This window comes from Neotabrizicola paludis (genome assembly GCF_044142105.1).
GTDB lineage: Bacteria > Pseudomonadota > Alphaproteobacteria > Rhodobacterales > Rhodobacteraceae > Pseudogemmobacter.
Genome location: NZ_JBGTYM010000002.1, coordinates 634,414 through 651,814 on the forward strand (window position 1 = coordinate 634,414; position 17,401 = coordinate 651,814).

The 17,401-nt window shown below is 66.5% G+C and carries 19 protein-coding genes; 14 read left to right on the forward strand and 5 right to left on the reverse strand.

Annotation, left to right across the window (positions count from 1 at the left end; genetic code table 11):
- Window positions 1-139 precede the first annotated feature (139 nt).
- Both trmB and aroA read left to right on the forward strand, forming a co-directional pair.
- Window positions 140-850, forward strand: a complete 711-nt coding sequence (gene trmB / locus ACED67_RS08215; protein WP_395541083.1) for a tRNA (guanine(46)-N(7))-methyltransferase TrmB — start codon at window positions 140-142, stop codon at window positions 848-850.
- A gap of 54 nt (window positions 851-904) precedes the next feature.
- Window positions 905-2,251, forward strand: a complete 1,347-nt coding sequence (gene aroA, locus ACED67_RS08220) for a 3-phosphoshikimate 1-carboxyvinyltransferase (protein WP_395541084.1) — start codon at window positions 905-907, stop codon at window positions 2,249-2,251.
- A 43-nt stretch (window positions 2,252-2,294) separates the two neighbouring features.
- On the opposite strand, the gene bchE is transcribed toward aroA, so the two are convergent.
- Window positions 2,295-3,944, reverse strand: a complete 1,650-nt coding sequence (bchE, locus tag ACED67_RS08225; protein ID WP_395541085.1) for a magnesium-protoporphyrin IX monomethyl ester anaerobic oxidative cyclase — start codon at window positions 3,942-3,944, stop codon at window positions 2,295-2,297.
- 98 nt (window positions 3,945-4,042) lie between these two features.
- Between bchE and ACED67_RS08230 the strand changes: the two genes are divergently transcribed.
- From ACED67_RS08230 to ACED67_RS08265, 8 genes are all read left to right on the forward strand, one after another.
- Entirely contained in the window at window positions 4,043-4,636 is a 594-nt protein-coding gene (locus tag ACED67_RS08230; protein WP_395541086.1) for a (d)CMP kinase, read from the forward strand.
- Window positions 4,637-4,692: 56 nt separating this feature from the next.
- The gene (locus ACED67_RS08235) at window positions 4,693-6,765 is read left to right on the forward strand and encodes a CHAT domain-containing protein (RefSeq protein ID WP_395541087.1); all 2,073 of its coding nucleotides are present in this window, start codon (window positions 4,693-4,695) and stop codon (window positions 6,763-6,765) included.
- Between the two features lie 191 nt (window positions 6,766-6,956).
- The gene (locus ACED67_RS08240; RefSeq protein ID WP_395541088.1) at window positions 6,957-7,586 is read left to right on the forward strand and encodes an NAD(P)H-dependent oxidoreductase; all 630 of its coding nucleotides are present in this window, start codon (window positions 6,957-6,959) and stop codon (window positions 7,584-7,586) included.
- A gap of 158 nt (window positions 7,587-7,744) precedes the next feature.
- Window positions 7,745-9,523: a 30S ribosomal protein S1 gene (gene rpsA / locus ACED67_RS08245; protein ID WP_395541089.1), complete on the forward strand. Its 1,779-nt coding sequence runs from the start codon at window positions 7,745-7,747 to the stop codon at window positions 9,521-9,523.
- A gap of 187 nt (window positions 9,524-9,710) precedes the next feature.
- Window positions 9,711-9,992 carry an integration host factor subunit beta gene (gene ihfB / locus ACED67_RS08250; RefSeq protein WP_395541090.1) on the forward strand — a complete coding sequence of 94 codons (282 nt, stop codon included), beginning with the start codon at window positions 9,711-9,713 and terminating at the stop codon, window positions 9,990-9,992.
- 84 nt (window positions 9,993-10,076) lie between these two features.
- Window positions 10,077-10,439 carry a LapA family protein gene (locus ACED67_RS08255; protein ID WP_395541091.1) on the forward strand — a complete coding sequence of 121 codons (363 nt, stop codon included), beginning with the start codon at window positions 10,077-10,079 and terminating at the stop codon, window positions 10,437-10,439.
- Window positions 10,439-11,110, forward strand: coding sequence for a phosphoribosylanthranilate isomerase (locus ACED67_RS08260; protein WP_395541092.1), 672 nt, complete (start codon window positions 10,439-10,441; stop codon window positions 11,108-11,110). Before ACED67_RS08255 ends, ACED67_RS08260 begins: the two co-directional genes overlap by 1 nt.
- A 2-nt stretch (window positions 11,111-11,112) precedes the next feature.
- A complete protein-coding gene (locus ACED67_RS08265; RefSeq protein ID WP_395541153.1) occupies window positions 11,113-11,556 on the forward strand; it encodes a GNAT family N-acetyltransferase in 444 nt (147 codons plus the stop codon).
- A gap of 95 nt (window positions 11,557-11,651) precedes the next feature.
- On the opposite strand, the gene ACED67_RS08270 is transcribed toward ACED67_RS08265, so the two are convergent.
- Window positions 11,652-12,428, reverse strand: a complete 777-nt coding sequence (locus ACED67_RS08270; protein WP_395541093.1) for a DUF4394 domain-containing protein — start codon at window positions 12,426-12,428, stop codon at window positions 11,652-11,654.
- Between the two features lie 176 nt (window positions 12,429-12,604).
- On the opposite strand from ACED67_RS08270, the gene trpB reads away from it, so the two are divergent.
- The 4 genes from trpB to ACED67_RS08290 all read left to right on the forward strand — a co-directional run bounded on the left by trpB (window position 12,605) and on the right by ACED67_RS08290 (window position 15,640).
- Complete coding sequence (gene trpB, locus ACED67_RS08275; protein ID WP_395541094.1) at window positions 12,605-13,837, forward strand: tryptophan synthase subunit beta; 1,233 nt, start codon at window positions 12,605-12,607, stop codon at window positions 13,835-13,837.
- A 172-nt stretch (window positions 13,838-14,009) separates the two neighbouring features.
- On the forward strand, window positions 14,010-14,483 hold the full coding sequence (locus ACED67_RS08280) for a PepSY domain-containing protein (protein ID WP_395541095.1): 474 nt from the start codon (window positions 14,010-14,012) through the stop codon (window positions 14,481-14,483).
- Window positions 14,484-14,611: 128 nt separating this feature from the next.
- On the forward strand, window positions 14,612-14,992 hold the full coding sequence (locus ACED67_RS08285) for a hypothetical protein (protein ID WP_395541096.1): 381 nt from the start codon (window positions 14,612-14,614) through the stop codon (window positions 14,990-14,992).
- A gap of 48 nt (window positions 14,993-15,040) precedes the next feature.
- On the forward strand, window positions 15,041-15,640 hold the full coding sequence (locus tag ACED67_RS08290) for a helix-turn-helix transcriptional regulator (protein WP_395541097.1): 600 nt from the start codon (window positions 15,041-15,043) through the stop codon (window positions 15,638-15,640).
- Here ACED67_RS08290 and ACED67_RS08295 read toward each other — a convergent pair.
- The 3 genes from ACED67_RS08295 to ACED67_RS08305 form a co-directional block, all read right to left on the reverse strand.
- Complete coding sequence (locus tag ACED67_RS08295) at window positions 15,548-15,955, reverse strand: group III truncated hemoglobin (protein WP_395541098.1); 408 nt, start codon at window positions 15,953-15,955, stop codon at window positions 15,548-15,550. The genes ACED67_RS08290 and ACED67_RS08295 overlap by 93 nt on opposite strands.
- Window positions 15,956-16,039: 84 nt before the next feature.
- Window positions 16,040-16,420 (reverse strand): DUF2237 family protein, encoded by a 381-nt coding sequence (locus tag ACED67_RS08300; protein ID WP_395541099.1) that lies wholly within the window; start codon window positions 16,418-16,420, stop codon window positions 16,040-16,042.
- Window positions 16,421-16,468: 48 nt separating this feature from the next.
- Entirely contained in the window at window positions 16,469-17,308 is an 840-nt protein-coding gene (locus ACED67_RS08305; protein WP_395541100.1) for a hypothetical protein, read from the reverse strand.
- Window positions 17,309-17,401: the final 93 nt, after the last annotated feature.

The following is a 17,401-nucleotide window of genomic DNA, read 5'->3' on the forward strand; positions in this document are numbered from 1 at the left end:
CACAGGTACCCGCCACGGGAGGCAGGCGTTAACAAAGGGTAAAATGGGATTCGTAAGCGATTGATATTGTTTGAGTCGTATCTTGTCCCACCGTGAGACATCTTGACCCCTTCCCGAAGCGGGGCTAGGGGCGCGGCCCATGAGCGACGCCGCCCCCCCCAACACGCCCGCCAGCCCGCGCCGGAACTTCTATGGCCGCATCCATGGCAAGACCCTGCGGGCCAGCCAGAAATCCTATCTGGCCGAGGATCTGGAACCCCTGCGCCTCAAGGGCGTGACCGCCGAGGAGAACCCCGCGCGGGTGACCCCCGACCTGTCCTTCGCCGCGGGCAAGCCCCTCTGGCTCGAGGTCGGCTTCGGCGGCGGCGAGCATCTGGTCCATATGGCCGCCCGCTACCCGGATGTGGCCCTGATCGGGGCCGAGCCCTTCGTCAATGGCATCGCCATGCTTCTGGGCAAGATCCGGGCGGCGGGGGTCGCGAACCTGGCCCTCCACCCCGGCGACGTGCGCGACCTCTTCGACGTGCTGCCCCCGGCCAGCCTGCAAAGGGTCTTCCTCAACTATCCCGACCCCTGGCCCAAGGCCCGCCACCACCGCCGTCGCTTCGTGACGCCGGACTACCTTCAGGCGCTGGCCCGGGTGACCGCGCCGGGCGCCGAGTTCCGGGTGGCGACCGACATTCCCGACTATGTCCGTCAGACCCTGGAAGAGGTGCCGCAGGCGGGCTTCGTGCTGGAGCGTCAGGCGGGCCAGGGCGGGGCCTGGCAGGACTGGCTCTCGACCCGCTATGAACAGAAGGCCCTGCGCGAGGGCCGTTTGCCGCACTACCTGACCTTCCGCCGCCTCTAGAAGCCCCGCCCTGCTTGCGCTATCAGGCGGCGGGTGCGCGAGGGGAGACGACAGATGTCCGGCCATGGTGAAGCTCAACCGATGATCTCGGCCGCCTGCGGGCCGCTGACAGGCACGGCCGAAGTGCCGGGCGACAAGTCGATCAGCCACCGCGCGCTGATCTTCGGTGCCATGGCGGTGGGCGAGACCAGGATCACGGGGCTTCTGGAAGGCCAGGACGTGCTGGACACGGCCTCGGCCATGCGCGCCTTCGGTGCGCAGGTGACGCGCCATGGCGAGGGCGCCTGGAGCGTGCATGGCGTCGGTGTGGGCGGGTTCTCGGAACCGGCCGACGTGATCGACTGCGGCAATTCCGGCACCGGCGTGCGGCTGATCATGGGGACCATGGCGACGACCCCGATCACCGCGACCTTCACTGGCGATGCGTCCTTGCGCAAGCGCCCGATGGGGCGGGTGACCGATCCCCTGTCGCTGTTCGGCACCCAGGCCTATGGCCGCAAGGGCGGGCGCCTGCCGATGACCGTGGTCGGCGCCGCCGATCCGGTGCCGGTGCGCTATGCCCTGCCGGTCGCCAGTGCGCAGGTGAAGTCGGCCGTCCTCTTGGCCGGGCTGAACGCGCCGGGCGAGACGGTGGTGATCGAGAAAGAGCCGACCCGCGACCATTCCGAACGGATGCTGCTGGGCTTTGGCGCCCAGCTTCACGTCGAGAAGGGCCGCGAGGGCCATGTCATCACCCTGACCGGCCGACCCGAGCTGCGGCCGCAGAGCGTGGCGGTGCCGCGTGACCCGTCCAGCGCCGCCTTCCCCGTCTGCGCCGCGCTGATCGTGCCGGGGTCCGATATCACCGTGCCGGGCGTCAGCCAGAACCTGACGCGCAACGGCCTTTATCTGACGCTGGTCGAGATGGGGGCGCTGATCGAGTTCCAGAACCCCCGCGAAGAAGGGGGCGAGCCGGTGGCCGACCTGCGCGTCCGCTTCAGCCCCGACATGAAGGGCATCGAAGTGCCGCCCGAACGCGCGCCCAGCATGATCGACGAATACCCGATCCTTTCGGTCGTCGCCTCTTTCGCATCGGGCCGCACGGTGATGCGCGGCGTCAAGGAGTTGCGCGTCAAGGAAAGCGACCGGATCGACGCCATGGCGCGCGGGCTTGAGGCCTGCGGCGTCACGGTCGAAGAGGAAGAGGACGTGCTGATCGTTCAGGGCATGGGGCCGGGCGGCATGCCGGGCGGGGCGACCTGCGCCACCCATCTGGATCACCGCATCGCCATGAGCTTCCTCGTCGCCGGAATGGCAGCGAAGGCCGAGATCGCGGTCGATGACGGCTCGCCCATCGTCACCTCCTTCCCGATCTTCGAGGGGCTGATGAACGGGTTGGGCGCGGCGGTGCGGCGGGGCTGATTGCCCCTGTCCCACGGTGAGACACCGGGTGAATCCAATGTCTTCAAGGGCTTGCAGATTGAGATTCACGCATTGTTAAGAATTCTCCCTGCCCGTCGGGGCGCCTTTGGTTGGGCGGGGCCTCCGCCGGGAGTTGGTGCGGCCAAGGTGAAGGCGGGACGCCAAGGTCTGGCATAGCCCTGGCGGGCGCGCCGGCAGCCGGTCGGCGCGGCGGCAGGGCAAGCGCCTGTTCGGGAAGTGCGGTGGGGCCGAGGAAATCGGCGACCGTCGGGCCGGGGCGGGGGCGGCGGGTCAGGAAATCGGCCCATTCGCGCAGCCAGACGCCGCGACCCATCTGCGTATACCAGCGCATCGCATGACGAATCTCGAGATCGGGATGCCGCCAGACCCGCCACAGCGCGCGGGGGCGCAATTGCAGCGCGGCCTCGATCAGCTTGACCCAGAGGAACACCCGCCAGGCTGGGACATAAGGGGTTTCCAGCACCTGATGCTTGTAGTCCCAGCGCCGCAGATCGGTGGACAGGACGCGGCGATGGGCGCTTTGGGCGAAGAAGGGCGTCCAACGATGCGGCGTGGCGAAGACCGACATGATCTGGTCGGGGTCATAGGCCAGGAGGTGGCGCAAGAGGCGCCAGTAATCGGCATCGGTCTCTTCTTCGAACCCCACGGCGAAGGTGCACAGGCCGATCATGCCGTGCTGGCGCAGAAGCTGGATCGCCTGGCGATCCTTTCGCCGCGAGCCGCCCTTCTGCACCGTGGCGAGTGTCGCCTCATCTGTCCCCTCAAGGCCCAGAAGAAAGCGCAGGCATCCGGCGCGTTTATACAGCGGCAGAAGATCGGCATCGCGGACGATGTCATCGGCGCGGGTGGAGCCGATGATCTGCACCGGCACGTTCTCGGCGATCATCGCCTGAAGAAACGCTGTCCAGGCTTTGCGCGACGAGGTGGGGTTTTCGTCGGCGAGATTCACGAGCTCGACGCCGTGGTCGCGATGCAGGCGGGCGATCTCGGCGGCGAAGCGCACAGGGTCGCGGTGGCGCCAGCGCGTCCAGAAGCCGCGCTGGCCGCAATAGGTGCACAGATGCGGGCATCCGCGCGAGAATTGCATCACCACGGCGCGTTTGCCGCCCCAATAGGAATGGGCGGCAAAGTCGATCAGTTCCCAGCCGATGCGGGCGCTCTCGAGATCTTGCAGCATGGGCGCGGGGGGCGTGGCCTTCGGGCCTTGTGGGCCGTGGAAGGCAAGGCCGGGAATGGCGTCAAGGGCTGCGCCCACCGCAAGTGCGGCGATCAGGCGGGGGGCGGTGATCTCGCCCTCGCCCCTGATGATCACGTCGATTTCGGGCGCCTCGCGCAGCGTCTCGGCCCAGTGATAGCTGGGATAGACCCCGCCGACGACGATCCTTGCGGTGGGCAGGGCCGCGCGGATCAGCCGGGAGAGGCGCAGGATCGTGGGATGGGCCGAGGTCGAGCCGGAATGGCCGATCAGCACGGCCTCGGGCGCCTGCGCGGCAAGACGGCGCAGGATTTCCGCATCGGGCAGATTGCCGGGATCGGCGTTCAGAAGCGTCACCTGATGACCCGCGTCGATCAGGGGGCCGCCGATGGCCAGAAGGCCGAGCGGCGGCAGATGCTCGCGTGGGACACGGCTGCCGATGGCCGTATGCGGCGGGTTGAGAAGGGTGAGACGCATGGCGGTCCTTGATTGCTGAACGGGGCCAGATTTGACGCCCCTTCGTGCAGCCCCTATGCAGATCGCGACTGCCAATGGTGCAGGCGAGGGGGCGGCGGATGATCTTTACGGTGGCGATCGATGGGCCGGCGGCGGCGGGCAAGGGCACGATCGCGCGCGCCGTGGCGGAACGCTTCGGCTTTGCCCATCTTGACACCGGGCTTCTGTACCGGGCCGTGGGGGCGATGGGCGGCGATCCGGTCGCGGCGGCGCGGGCCCTGTCGGCCAGCGATTTGCAGCGCGACGGATTGCGCACGCTTGAGGCGGGGCAGGCCGCCAGCCGCGTCGCGGTGATCCCCGAGGTGCGGGCAGCCCTGGTCGCGTTCCAGCGCCGCTTTGCGCGGGCGCCCGGTGGCGCGGTGCTGGATGGGCGCGACATCGGTACGGTGATCTGCCCCGAGGCCGAGGTGAAGCTGTATGTCACGGCCAGCGCCGAGGTGCGGGCGCATCGACGCTGGCTGGAGGTCGGCGGCGATGCGGCCCGGGTTCTGGCCGAAGTGATCGAGCGCGATGCCCGAGACATGGGACGGGACGATGCGCCGCTGAAACCCGCCGTCGACGCGCTGGTGATCGACACAAGCGAGATGGGCGCCGATGAGGCGGTGGCCAGGGCCATCGCGGCGGTCGAGGACCGGCTTCCGCCGGTGCCTTGACAGCTATACGGGGCTGTGGCTCCCTTTGGCATGCGGCTGTCATCCGGTGGTGCGGGATGCGGGGACTTCATGGAATCTGGCTGGTCGTCATGCTTGCCGGACCGCTGCGGGCGGAGAGCGGGCTTATAGAGTTTACGCTAGGGCTGCCCGAGAGAGACCTGTCGCAGGCCCAGAGCGATCTGACATTTGATCTGGCACGCCGCCTGGAGCACGAGGCGCGCGCCGTGTTCGATCCGCCGTCGCGCGGCGCGCTTGGCCGCGCGCAACAGCGCCTGTCCGCCGCGATCGACAAGGCCGATGCCGAGGCGGCGGCGGCGATGGGGCCGTCGAGCCGCGGCATGGCCGAGTTTCTGGCGCGGACGCTGCTGTATCGACAGATGGCGCAGGGCTGGGACGCCATGTGGCAGGACGCGGCCCGCGCGGTCGCGATCGAGCGGCAGTTGTCGGCCAATGCCGTAGTGCTGGCCGAGTTCTTTCCCGGAACGATCGAGGCTCCGGTGCAGGGGGTCAAGACGCGCGCGGTCGAGGATGTGTTGACCTATCTGGATTTCGAGGCCGAGATCGAACGCGGGCGCGGGGCGCCATCGCCGACGCGGTCCGAGGCGGCGGCGTTCTGGTTCGCGCAGGCGGCCTTTACCGGCGAGACGGCAATGGCGACGCTGGCACCGCGCCGACGCGAGGCCGTGGCTTTCGTCGAGGCCGCGGAAATCTCGCGCGTTCAGGATCTGCGCCGTCTCGTGGCCCAGTTGAACCATCTGAACATGCTGATCGCACAGGGGTTCGCCTTTCCCGATCCCGAGCGGACCGAAGCCTCGATCTGGGCGGGGATTGAGAAGGCACAGGCCGAGATGCAGGCGCTGATTGCCGAGCGGGCGGACGTGGCGGATGCGTTGTTTCCCTGGCTGCGGACCGTAGGCGATGCGCAACGGGCACTGCGGCCCGACGAGGCGCTGGTCCTGATCGCCCCGGCGGGGGCGCATGTCCTGCTGTTTGCGCTGACGCAGGACGGCTTTGTCATGCGGCGCGCGGGGGCCGATCCCGTGCAGTTGATGGATCAGGCACAGCGGTTACGGCAGGCGGTGGGCTGGGCAAGCGACCGATCGGCGATTCCCATCGCAGGCGCGGCGGCGCGGCCGACCCGCGATGCTGCGCTGCGCGACGAGGCCTATCTGGCCTATCAGGCGCTGCTGGAACCGCTGGACTCTTTGATCCGGGATCGCGGGCGGCTGCTTGTGGTCGCAACGGTTCAGGTCGGGCTGAACCTGCCTTTCGAGATGTTTCTGACCAGTCCTGCCCCAGCCGGGGCGGCCAATGCCGAGCTGGACTGGCTGGTCAAGCGTCAGGCGGTGACGCAGGTGCCGTCGGTTGATCTGTTATGGCAGCGCGATTTCCCCGGTCGTCTGCCCGAGGCCGAAATCTGGTATGCCGGGTTCGGCGGGCCGGATTATGCGCTGCCCTCGACGCGCGGCCGGTCGAACTGGGCGACGCGGCTTTTGGCGCAGCTGCGCCCGCTGCCCGATGCCGCCGAGGAAGTGCGCCAGGTGGCCGCGGCCTTCGGCGAGGGCAAGGGCATGGCTGTGACCGGGGCGGATGCCAGCGAGTATCTGATCGAAGAGCTGAGCGAGGCGGGGACGCTCGGCAGGTTCTCGGTGCTGCATTTCGCGACCCATGGCCTTGTCCATGGCGATCACCCCGATGTGGGCGAGCCGCTGCTGGCGCTGACGCCGCTTCTGGATCTGGCGCAGCCGGCGCGGTTTGAACTGGGCACGATCGATTTACCGCGACCGGACGGGGCGCTGGAGGCCGGAGAAATTCGCCAGCTCAAGCTCAGGGCGAGGCTGGTGATCCTGTCGGCCTGTAGCACCGGCGTGATCGATGGGGATCAGGATGCCTTGCAGGGGCTTGGCACCTCATTTCTGGCCGCAGGGGCAGAGCGGGTGCTGGGCACGCATTGGCCGATCAATTCGGCCGCCGCGGTAGAGATCGTGACGGGCATGTCGCGCCGCGACCCGCAATTCGCCGACCCCGCACGCGCCTTGCAGCAGACTCTTGTCGAAATCATCGGCCAGGGTGGCGCCAAGGCCGATCCGGCCTATTGGTCGGCCTTTTCCCTGATGGGCTCTCCCTAGAGAAACCGCGCGCCTACATCAGAGGTTCTGGAAAGGGCAGGGGGTCTCACTGTGCATTTTTTGTGAGGTGCCTGTGATTTTTGCGGGGGCATGTGCCTTCTTGCGGTGCGGACCGGCTGTCTTATCTATGGCGCGGAACGAAATCACAGGGCTTCCGACCCGGAAGCGCAGGACCCGCAAAGGAGCGGCCGATGTTGCAGGACAAGCTGAACTGGCGCTATGCCACCAAGAAATTCGACGCGGCGCGCAAGGTGCCGCAGGACAAGCTGGACGCGATCCTCAAGGCGGTGCAGCTCGCTCCGACTTCTTCGGGCCTGCAACCTTTTGAAGTGATCCTTGTGGAAAGCCCCGAGCTGCGGACGCAGATCCGCGAAGCGGGATTTGACCAGCCGCAGCTTACCGAGGCCTCGCATCTTCTGGTCTTCGCGGCCTGGGACAATTACACCGCCGAGCGCATTGACGCGGTGGTGGATGAGATCGTGGCCCAGCGGGGCGGCGGTCGCGATGCGGTTGGCCCCTATTATGAGCGGCTGAAGGGCATGTATCTGCCCCGTACCGCGGAAGAGAATTACCAGCACGCCGCCCGCCAGGCCTATATCGCCTTTGGCCTTGCCCTGACGGCCGCGGCTTTCGAGGGCGTCGATGCGACACCGATGGAAGGCTTCGATCCGGCCAAGGTCGACGAGATCCTGGGTCTGCGCGCCCGCGGGCTGCGCGCGGTCACGCTGATGCCGATCGGCTATCGCGATGCCGAGGGCGATTGGCTGGCCGGGCTGAAGAAGGTGCGCAAGCCGATGAATGAGCTGGTTCGCGCCGCCTGAGCCGTTGCGCGGGTGCTTGGTCCCGGCGGCGCTGCCGCTTTGTCGCCGGGATATTTTCGGACAGACAATGGACAAAGGCGCCTGCAGCTTGCGGGCGCTTTTGCTTGCCGGGGCAGGGCAAAGGGTCTATAGGGCCGCATCCCGAAGGTGACAGTGCCTTGCCGTTTCGCGCGGCGGGGCCTTGGCGTTCCGGGGCCACCAAAGACCGGCGGAGCCAACCGCATGGCCAGAAAAACCGTGAAAAGGATGAAACTCGCATGTGCGCCAAAAACGCAATGGATGAATTTGAAGCCCTTCTGAAGGAGAGCTTCGAGATCGATACCCCCGAAGAGGGTTCGGTCGTCAAGGGCAAGGTCATCGCCATCGAGGCGGGCCAGGCCATCATCGACGTCGGCTACAAGATGGAAGGCCGCGTCGACCTTAAGGAATTCGCCAATCCGGGCGAGCAGCCGAACATCAACGTGGGTGACACTGTCGAGGTCTATCTGGACCGCGTCGAGAACGCCCGTGGTGAAGCGGTCATCTCGCGCGAGAAGGCCCGTCGTGAAGAAGCCTGGGACCGTCTGGAAAAGGCCTATGCCTCCGAGCAGCGCGTCGATGGCGCGATCTTCGGCCGCGTCAAGGGTGGCTTCACCGTCGATCTGGGCGGCGCTGTCGCGTTCCTGCCGGGCAGCCAAGTCGATGTGCGCCCCGTGCGCGATGCCGGCCCTCTGATGGGCATGAAGCAGCCGTTCCAGATCCTGAAGATGGACCGTCGCCGCGGCAATATCGTCGTGTCGCGCCGCGCCATCCTGGAAGAATCGCGTGCCGAACAGCGCGCCGAAGTCATCGGCAACCTGTCGGAAGGCCAAGTGGTCGACGGCGTGGTCAAGAACATCACCGAGTACGGTGCCTTCGTTGACCTGGGCGGCGTTGACGGCCTGCTGCACGTCACCGACATGGCCTGGCGCCGCGTCAACCACCCGTCGGAAATCCTGTCGATCGGCGAGACCATCAAGGTTCAGGTCATCAAGATCAACAAGGAAACCCACCGTATCTCGCTGGGCATGAAGCAGCTCCAGTCGGATCCGTGGGATGCGGTCGAGAAGGCCTATCCGATCGGTTCGGTCCACAAGGGCCGCGTCACCAACATCACCGATTACGGCGCCTTCGTGGAGCTGGAAGCCGGTGTCGAAGGTCTGGTCCACGTTTCGGAAATGTCCTGGACCAAGAAGAACGTGCATCCCGGCAAGATCGTCTCGACCTCGCAAGAGGTGGACGTCATGGTCCTTGAGATCGACAGCGCCAAGCGCCGCGTCTCGCTGGGCCTGAAGCAGACCATGCGCAATCCGTGGGAAGTCTTCGCGGAAACCCACCCGGTCGGCTCGGCCATCGAAGGCGAAGTCAAGAACATCACCGAATTCGGTCTGTTCGTCGGCCTCGACAACGACATCGACGGCATGGTGCACCTGTCCGACATCTCGTGGGACAAGCGCGGCGAGGAAGCCATCCAGGAATATCGCAAGGGCGACACCGTCCAGGCGGTCGTCTCGGAAGTCGACATCGAGAAAGAGCGTATCTCGCTCTCGATCAAGGCGCTGTCGGATGACACTTTCTCGGGCGCTGTTGACGGCGTGAAGCGTGGCGCGGTGATCACCGTGGCCGTGACCGCGGTCGAAGACGGCGGCATCGAGGTGGAATACAACGGCGCCAAGTCGTTCATCCGCCGTTCGGACCTGGCGCGCGACCGCGCCGACCAGCGCCCCGAGCGCTTCCAGGTCGGTGACAAGGTCGACGCCCGCGTCGTCAATGTCGACCCCAAGACCCGCAAGCTGGGCCTGTCGATCAAGGCGCGCGAGATCGCCGAAGAGAAGGAAGCCGTCGAACAGTATGGCTCGTCCGATTCGGGCGCCTCGCTGGGCGATATCCTGGGCGCCGCGCTCAAGGACCGTGGCTGAGTTTTCAGCGCGATTGTGACCTTACCGGGGGCTCCGCCAATGGCGGGGCCCCTTGTCTTTGCGGGCCAAGACCTTGTTCAGCCCCGATTTTCATTTGTCAGCCGACAAAACTTGCCTCTATAGTCCCTGCACAAGAACAGCGTGGCGGCCGCTGCCAGAAGGGCCGAACCACAGGGGGGACATAGGGATGATCCGGTCTGAGCTGATCCAGAAGATCGCAGACGCCAACCCACATCTGACACAGCGCCATGTCGAGCGCATCGTGAACACCGTCTTCGAAGAGATCATCGAGGCCCTGTCGCGCGGCGACCGGGTCGAGCTGCGCGGCTTCGGTGCGTTCTCGGTGAAGGAGCGTGACGCAAGGCTGGGGCGCAATCCGCGCACGGGCGAGTCGGTGCAGGTCGATGACAAGAAGGTTCCCTTCTTCAAGACCGGCAAACTGTTGCGTGATCGGCTGAACGGCAAATAGCCCGGCCGCAGTCCAAGGCTTGCGGCGGCGGCGCTGGCGTCGGATAGTCCGGCTCAGTCCTGACCCGCCGCCGGAGAGCCTGCCATGGTCCGCTATCTTCGTTTCGTCTTTCTTGGCCTGACTGCGCTGGTGCTGCTCGTCCTGGCGCTGGCCAACCGTGCCCAGGTCGAGGTGCATCTGCTGCCGGGCGAGCTGGATTCGCTGATGGGCCTGGGCATGGTCTATCAGATGCCGCTGTTCCTGGTGATCCTGATGGCGGTGGCGGCGGGGGTGCTGATCGGCTTCGTCTGGGAATGGTTCCGCGAGCGGCGCATCCGCGGCGATGCGCGGGCGCGGGCCAAGGAAGTGACGCGGCTGGAGCGCGAGCTTGCGGTCCTCAAGGATGTGACCTCGACCCCGGCGCCTGAGGATGACGTGCTTGCCCTTCTCGAGCCGGGACGGCGCTGATGGCGGGTGTGCGCGTCAAGATCTGCGGCGTAAGGACCGAGGCCGAGCTGCGCGCCGTGGCGGCGGCGGGGGCGGCCTATGTCGGGTTGAATTTTTTCGCGAAATCTCCTCGTTTCGTGACCCAGGCCGAGGCCCGCGCCCTGGCGCATGCCGCGCCCGAGGGGCTGTGCAAGGTCGGGCTGGTGGTCAATGCCGACGATGCCGCGTTGGATGCTCTGGTCGAGGCGGTGCCGCTGGACATGCTGCAACTTCATGGTTCGGAAACGCCGGATCGGGTGGCCGAGGTGCGGGCGCGCTATGGCCTGCCGGTGATGAAGGCAGTGGGTGTCGCGGATGAGGGCGATCTGGCGGGGTTGCTGGAACATGCGCTGGCCGCCGACCAGATCCTGATCGACGCCAAGGCGCCGAAGGGCGCGGCTCTGCCGGGCGGCAATGGCGTGGCCTTCGACTGGCGGCTGGTGGCGCAGCGGCGCTGGATCCGGCCCTGGATGCTGGCGGGCGGGCTGACCCCGGAGAATGTGGCCGAGGCGATCAGGCTGACCGGCGCGCGGCAGGTCGATGTCTCGTCGGGCGTCGAAAGCGCGCCGGGGGTCAAGGATGCGGCGAAGATCGCGGCCTTCACCGCCGCCGCCCATCGCCGCACCGAGGCCGGGGTGCCGATCCTGCGATGACGGTGGTTGTGTTCAGGGATGCGACGCGGGCGGATGTTCCCGCCCTTGTGGACATGCTGCGCGACGATCTGCTTGGCCAGGGACGCGAGACTGACGATCCAGCCCCCTATCTGGCGGCCTTTGACGAGATCGCGGCCAATCCCTGCCATCAGCTGATCGTCGGCGAAAGCGGCGGCCGGGTCGTGGCGACCTGCCAGCTTACCATCCTGTCGGGCCTGTCGCGCCAGGGCGCCCGGCGGGCGCTGGTCGAGGCGGTGCGCGTGGCCAGCACAGATCGCGGCCATGGAATCGGAGCGTTGCTGATGGCGGAATGCGAGGCGCGGGCGCGCAAGGCGGGTTGCGCAATGATCCAGCTGACCACGGACCGCGCCCGGGCGGCGGCGCATCGCTTCTATGAACGGCTGGGCTACGAGGCCAGCCACCTGGGCATGAAGAAGGCGCTCTGAGCCGCGGCCGAGGGCCTGTGCGCGGGCCTTTGCGACTTCCGGGCCCGCGCCGCCGAGGAGCGAAACGGCGCGGGCCCGGACCTGCCGCAGAACCCTTACATCGCGGGCAGAACAGTGATGTCGCGGATCGGCTGGTCGGTGCCGGTCAGCGCCCAGCTGCCGCTGACCGCTCCGGTTTCCAGATCGACCGTGTGCAGGTTCGACCCGGCGACCAGCCAGGCGGTATTGGCGCCCTCGGGCGTGGTGGCGATGTCGAAGGCATAGGTTTCGGCCGCATCGACCCCGAGCTTGCCGATCGCCTTCAGCGTGCCGTCATTGGGCTTGGTCTGCTGGATCAGCCCGCCGATGGTGGCGTCGATGTTGAACATCGCGGTCTTTTCCGGCTTGCCATGGCTGTTGGTATAGGCGGCGGCCACGATCATCGGCGCCTCGCCCGCATGCATGTCGCCCTCTTCGAAGGCCAGGTTTCCATCCACCGTGACCGCGCCGCTGTCAGGATCGACTCGGTGGTTGGTGGTCCCGGTCATGAAGCGCAGCTTGTCGGCGGCGGGGTTGAAATCGACCACGACCGGCGTGTCGGCCAAGGGCAGCATCGTGTCCATCGTCGCCACTTCGGTTGTCGCGCCGGTCGTCGGGTCGATGGTGACGATCTTGTGGTCGGCGGTGACGCCATAGACCTTGCCATCCGAGGGGCGCAGATCGATGCCGAGCAGGCTGTCGACGCCCTGTGTCTCGGCCTGGCCGGTCACGGTGGCGGTTGCGGTGTCGATCCAGAGCAGCGTCTTGTCGCCGGTCAGGGCCACCACGGTCTGGGCGGCGGCGGGAAGGGCGGCGGTGGTGGCCAGCAGGGCGGTGAGGGCGAATGTCTTCATCGTCTTGGGTCCCCTTGGGATTGCTACAGGTGAACCCGCAGTTACGAAGCGTGGCCGGGCGAGTTTCACACCGGACGGCGGGGCGGGATCACGAAACCGTCAGGCGGCGCGAGGCCAGCGGCTTTACCGCCCCCCGCATTGGCGCTACATCGGGCGGAACAGCAGGGATGGGTGACATGGCCGACGACGGTGTGAACAGCTTCATGACAGGCCCCGATGAGCAGGGCCGTTTCGGCATCTTCGGCGGGCGTTTCGTGTCGGAAACGCTGATGCCGCTGATCCTTGAGCTTGAGGCGCGCTACGAACACGCCAAGACCGATCCCAGCTTCTGGGCCGAGATGGACGACCTGTGGAAGCACTATGTCGGCCGCCCCTCACCCTTGTATCACGCCAGCCGCCTGACCGAGCATCTTGGCGGTGCGAAGATCTATATGAAGCGTGACGAGCTGAACCATACCGGCGCGCATAAGATCAACAATGTGCTGGGGCAGATCATCCTTGCCCGCCGTATGGGCAAGACGCGCATCATCGCGGAAACCGGGGCGGGCCAGCATGGCGTGGCGACGGCCACGGTCTGTGCCAAGTTCGGGCTGAAATGCGTGGTCTATATGGGCGCGCATGATGTGGAACGCCAGGCGCCGAACGTCTTCCGCATGAAGCTTCTGGGGGCCGAGGTGATTCCGGTGACCTCGGGCCGGGGTACGCTGAAGGATGCGATGAACGACGCGCTGCGGGACTGGGTCACCAATGTGCGCGACACGTTCTATTGCATCGGCACGGTGGCCGGGCCGCATCCCTATCCGGCGATGGTGCGCGATTTCCAGTCGATCATCGGCAAGGAAGTGCGCTGGCAGCTGGCCGAGCAAGAGGGCGAGGGCCGTCTGCCCGATACGGTGATCGCTGCGATCGGTGGCGGGTCGAATGCCATGGGTCTGTTCTTTCCGTTCCTCGACGATCCTTCGGTCCGCATCATCGGCGTCGAGGCTGGTGGCAAGGGCGTGGACGACCGGATGCAGCATTGCGCCAGCCTGACCGGCGGGCGCCCCGGCGTGCTGCATGGCAACCGCACCTATCTGTTGCAGGACCCGGACGGGCAGATCCTGGAAGGCTTCTCGATTTCGGCCGGCCTCGACTATCCGGGTATCGGGCCGGAACATGCCTGGCTGCATGATATCGGTCGTGCCGAATATGTCAGCATCACGGATGCCGAGGCATTGGAGGCTTTTCAACTCTCCTGCCGCCTCGAGGGCATCATCCCCGCATTGGAGCCGAGCCACGCGCTGGCCCATGTGATGAAGATCGCCCCGACCCTGCCCAGAGAGCATATCATCGTGATGAACATGTGCGGCCGGGGCGACAAGGACATCTTCACCGTCGCCCGCCATCTGGGTGTCGAGATGAAGGGCTGACGGCATCCTCAGCCGATAAACCACGGTTTATGCCGCTAAACCGTGGGCAAGGAGACGTGGTTCTAAACTCTTGTCCAATGGCAGTCCGGCCCGTCCTGTGGCCCGACTGTGCCATCGTCGACGACCTTCGCGGTCGCATGACGACAGCAACCCAAAGACGAGAGGACAGACCATGACATCGACAACCCGCGCCATTCTGCTTGCTTCCGCGCTGATCTTCGCCGGGCCGATGGCCATGGCCGCGGTGACGACCGATCAGGTCGTCGAGACCTATAAGGCGCAAGGCTACAGCTATATCGAGGTGAAGCAGGGACCCACCCAGATCAAGGTCGAGGCCGTGAAGGGCAGCGAAAAGGTCGAGGTGGTGATCGACATGGAAACGGGCGCGGTTCTCAAGCAAGAGACCGAGCAGGCCTCGGCTGAAGACCAGGGCCGGAGCGGCGTCGAGATCCGCACGCGCAAGGAGGACTTTGTCGAACCCGGCGACGATGACGAAGATGGCGTTGACGACAACGGCGACGACGATGGCGATGACGATCACGGCGGCGACGATCACGGTGGCGACGATGGCGGTGATGATGGCGATGACGATCATGGCGGCGATCACGACGGTGGTGACGATGACCATGGTGACGACGACAACTGATCCGTAAGGACAGAAGGATTGCCCCGGCCCTGGTGCTGCGCGATAGTCGCGACACCGGGGCCCTTGGCCGGGACGGGATGGCACGGATGCAACGACGCGCATTTCTGATAGGGTCTTTCGCGGGTCTGATGGCCGGACCGGCGCTTGCGTCGCGCGATTTCGTGGAAGAGATCGTGCGCGAGCTCAAGGACCAGGGTTATCGCAAGATCCAGGTGTCCCGCACGATGCTGGGCCGGATGCGCATCACCGCTGAAAACGCGCGCGGCAGCCGCGAGATCATTGTCAATCCTGCGACCGGCGAGATTCTGCGCGATCTGCGGACAAGCGGCGCGACAGAGGACATTCTGGGCGGAGAAAACGGCAATTCGGGGAAGGGCAAGGGCGACGTCGACGACGATGACGACGATGACGATGACGGCGGAGACGACAAAGACGGCGAAGGTGGTGGCAGCGGCGAGGGTGGCGGCGACCATGGTGGCGGCGACGATGACGGAGGCGATGATGACTAGGGCGGATTTGCGTGATCCGCGCCCGCGGGCACCATCACGAGGCCAGCCGTGACAGGGCGCTGGCTGCTGGCTTTGCTGTTCCTGGCGCAATTCTTCTGCGCCTTCTTTTTCGTCTCGGACATCCTGACCTCGGTTCTCGGCATCGCGGTCTCGCCCATGCCCTGGGAATATCGCGAGCTGATGGAACTGGGCGCCGCGCTGGGGCTGATCACCGGCCTTGTGCTGGGCGGGCTTGCGCTTTTGCGCGCGCTGAAGGGAAGGCATCATGCCGAGGAGCGGTTGCGCCGTGCCTCGGGGGCCTTCATGTCCCTGTTGGAAGAGCGTTTTGCCGAATGGGGTCTTACGGCGGCGGAACGGGACGTTGCCCTGTTCTCGATCAAGGGGATGAGCACCGCCGAGATTGCGGCCCTGCGCAACACCAGCGAAGGCACGGTCAAGGCGCAGACCAATGCGATCTATCGCAAGGCAGGGGTCAGCGGGCGGCCGCAGCTGCTGTCGCTATTCATTGAGGATCTGATGCGCGATGATGGCGCGATCAGACCCATGCCCGAGGCGTCAGCGCAGGATGGGCGGGCCGCCGGGATGGGCCAGGGGCCGGTCTATCAGACCATAGCGCAGCCCCGCACCGATGCGATGGGCAAGGGCTGACCAGGCGGCAGCGGTTTCGGGCGGCAATTCGCGTTTCAGAACCGAGTCGAACAGACCAAGCCAGGGTTCGAACATGCCCGGCCTGACATTCCCCGCCGCGCGGTGCACGGCCAGCGGATTGCCATCATAGCTGCGGCTGTGCAGGATCGCATTGGCCCAGAAACCGGCGATCTTGGCCTCATGCGCGGGCCAGTCGGTGACATGGGCGGCAAAGACCGGGCCAAGGCCCGGATGCTGGCGGATACAGGCATAGAATTCGGCCACGACAGCGGCGATCTGGGCCTGGGTGATCGGGAAACGGGGCGGAAGGGTCATCGCTTGGCTCGTCATCGCCTGTCCTGCGCACTTCTTGGACCGTGATGGCCCTTGGCGCGGGTGATGTCCATCGCGAAGCGTGCCTCAGCCGCCCTCGGCATCGGCGGCGTAGTGCCGCAGCACCTCGAGCGGCACGATGTGCAGGGTATTGGCATGGGTGGCGGCGAGGTTCACCTGCGGCGCGGCACCTTCGTGATGAGCTTGCAGGAAGCGCTCGGCGCAAAGGCACCAGCGGTCGCCCGGTTTCAACCCCGCAAAGCCGTATTCGGGGCGCGGCGTCGACAGGTCATTGCCAAGGTATTTCGACATGGCCAGGAATTCCGCCGTCATCACCGCGCAGACCGTATGCAGCCCGCGATCCTGCGGGCCGGTGTTGCAGCAGCCGTCGCGGAAAAAACCGGTCAGCGGCGCTGTCGAGCAGGGCTCAAGCGCCCCGCCGAGGACATTGATCGAAGGTTCCTTCATGCCCGGTATCATGGCGCGGCGCCGTGCACCTGTCCATCGCGGCCCGCATCACGGTGTTGTGCCGCAGCTGGCGCCATAGCCCACCACCGGCGGCAGGCTGCCATCTTCGGCGATCTCGCCCACGGTCGTCACCGATAGGCGGCCCGCCGGACCCGCATAGGTGAAGGCACAGAAGCCAAAGCCGGTGCCTGCGCAGGACTCGACCTCGGGCACGCCCGCTGCGGCAAGGTCGGGCGCGATGCCGAATTCCTCGACCGCTTCCGGCGGCGCGGGTTGCCAGCCCGCCAAGGCCAGCATCTGCCGCGCCATATCGATGGGCAGGCCATAGATATAGGGCACCTGTGCCGCGCCGTTGCAGACCGGCTCGCTCAGGGCGGGGGGCGTGACGACCAGCCCATCCGCGCCCACCGCTTGCAAGTCGGCCACCGGCTGCGGCACCAGATCGCCGCTGTAGATGCGCAGGCCCGCCGCGCCGAACCGGTCGATCTGGCCGATCATCACTGCAGGTTCGTCGGTCGCATAGACGACGATCTCAAGCTTGTCGCCGGTGAACAAGCCGACATTGCCGTCGACCAGCTCGCAAGTGCCGCTGGTCGCCGCGGAATAGCCCGACACGAAACTGACCGCGGTCCAGGCGCCAATCGTTTCCTCGGATGTAACGCCCCAGCCCAGTTGCGCGAGGCGCTTGCCCGCGGGCGTCTGCGGCTCGGGCAGGAGGAGATGTTCGCAGGCGGCGCGGTCGGGGCCGGCCGCCGGGGCGGGGTTCAGGTGGTCCAGCCGCAGCACCTGAAGCCCCGGCACCTGAGAGGCGACATGGGGGCCGGCCGCGGCGGCGGGCAGGGCGAGAAGGCCAAGGAAAAGGGCGGCGACAGGGGATCTTGCAGGCATGAATCGTCTCCGGGGCAATCCTGAACATGTTCGCCTTTGCCTGCCGCCTGTCCAGTCGGGTTTGCCCGCTGGCCCACTGGACCCTGCCGGGCC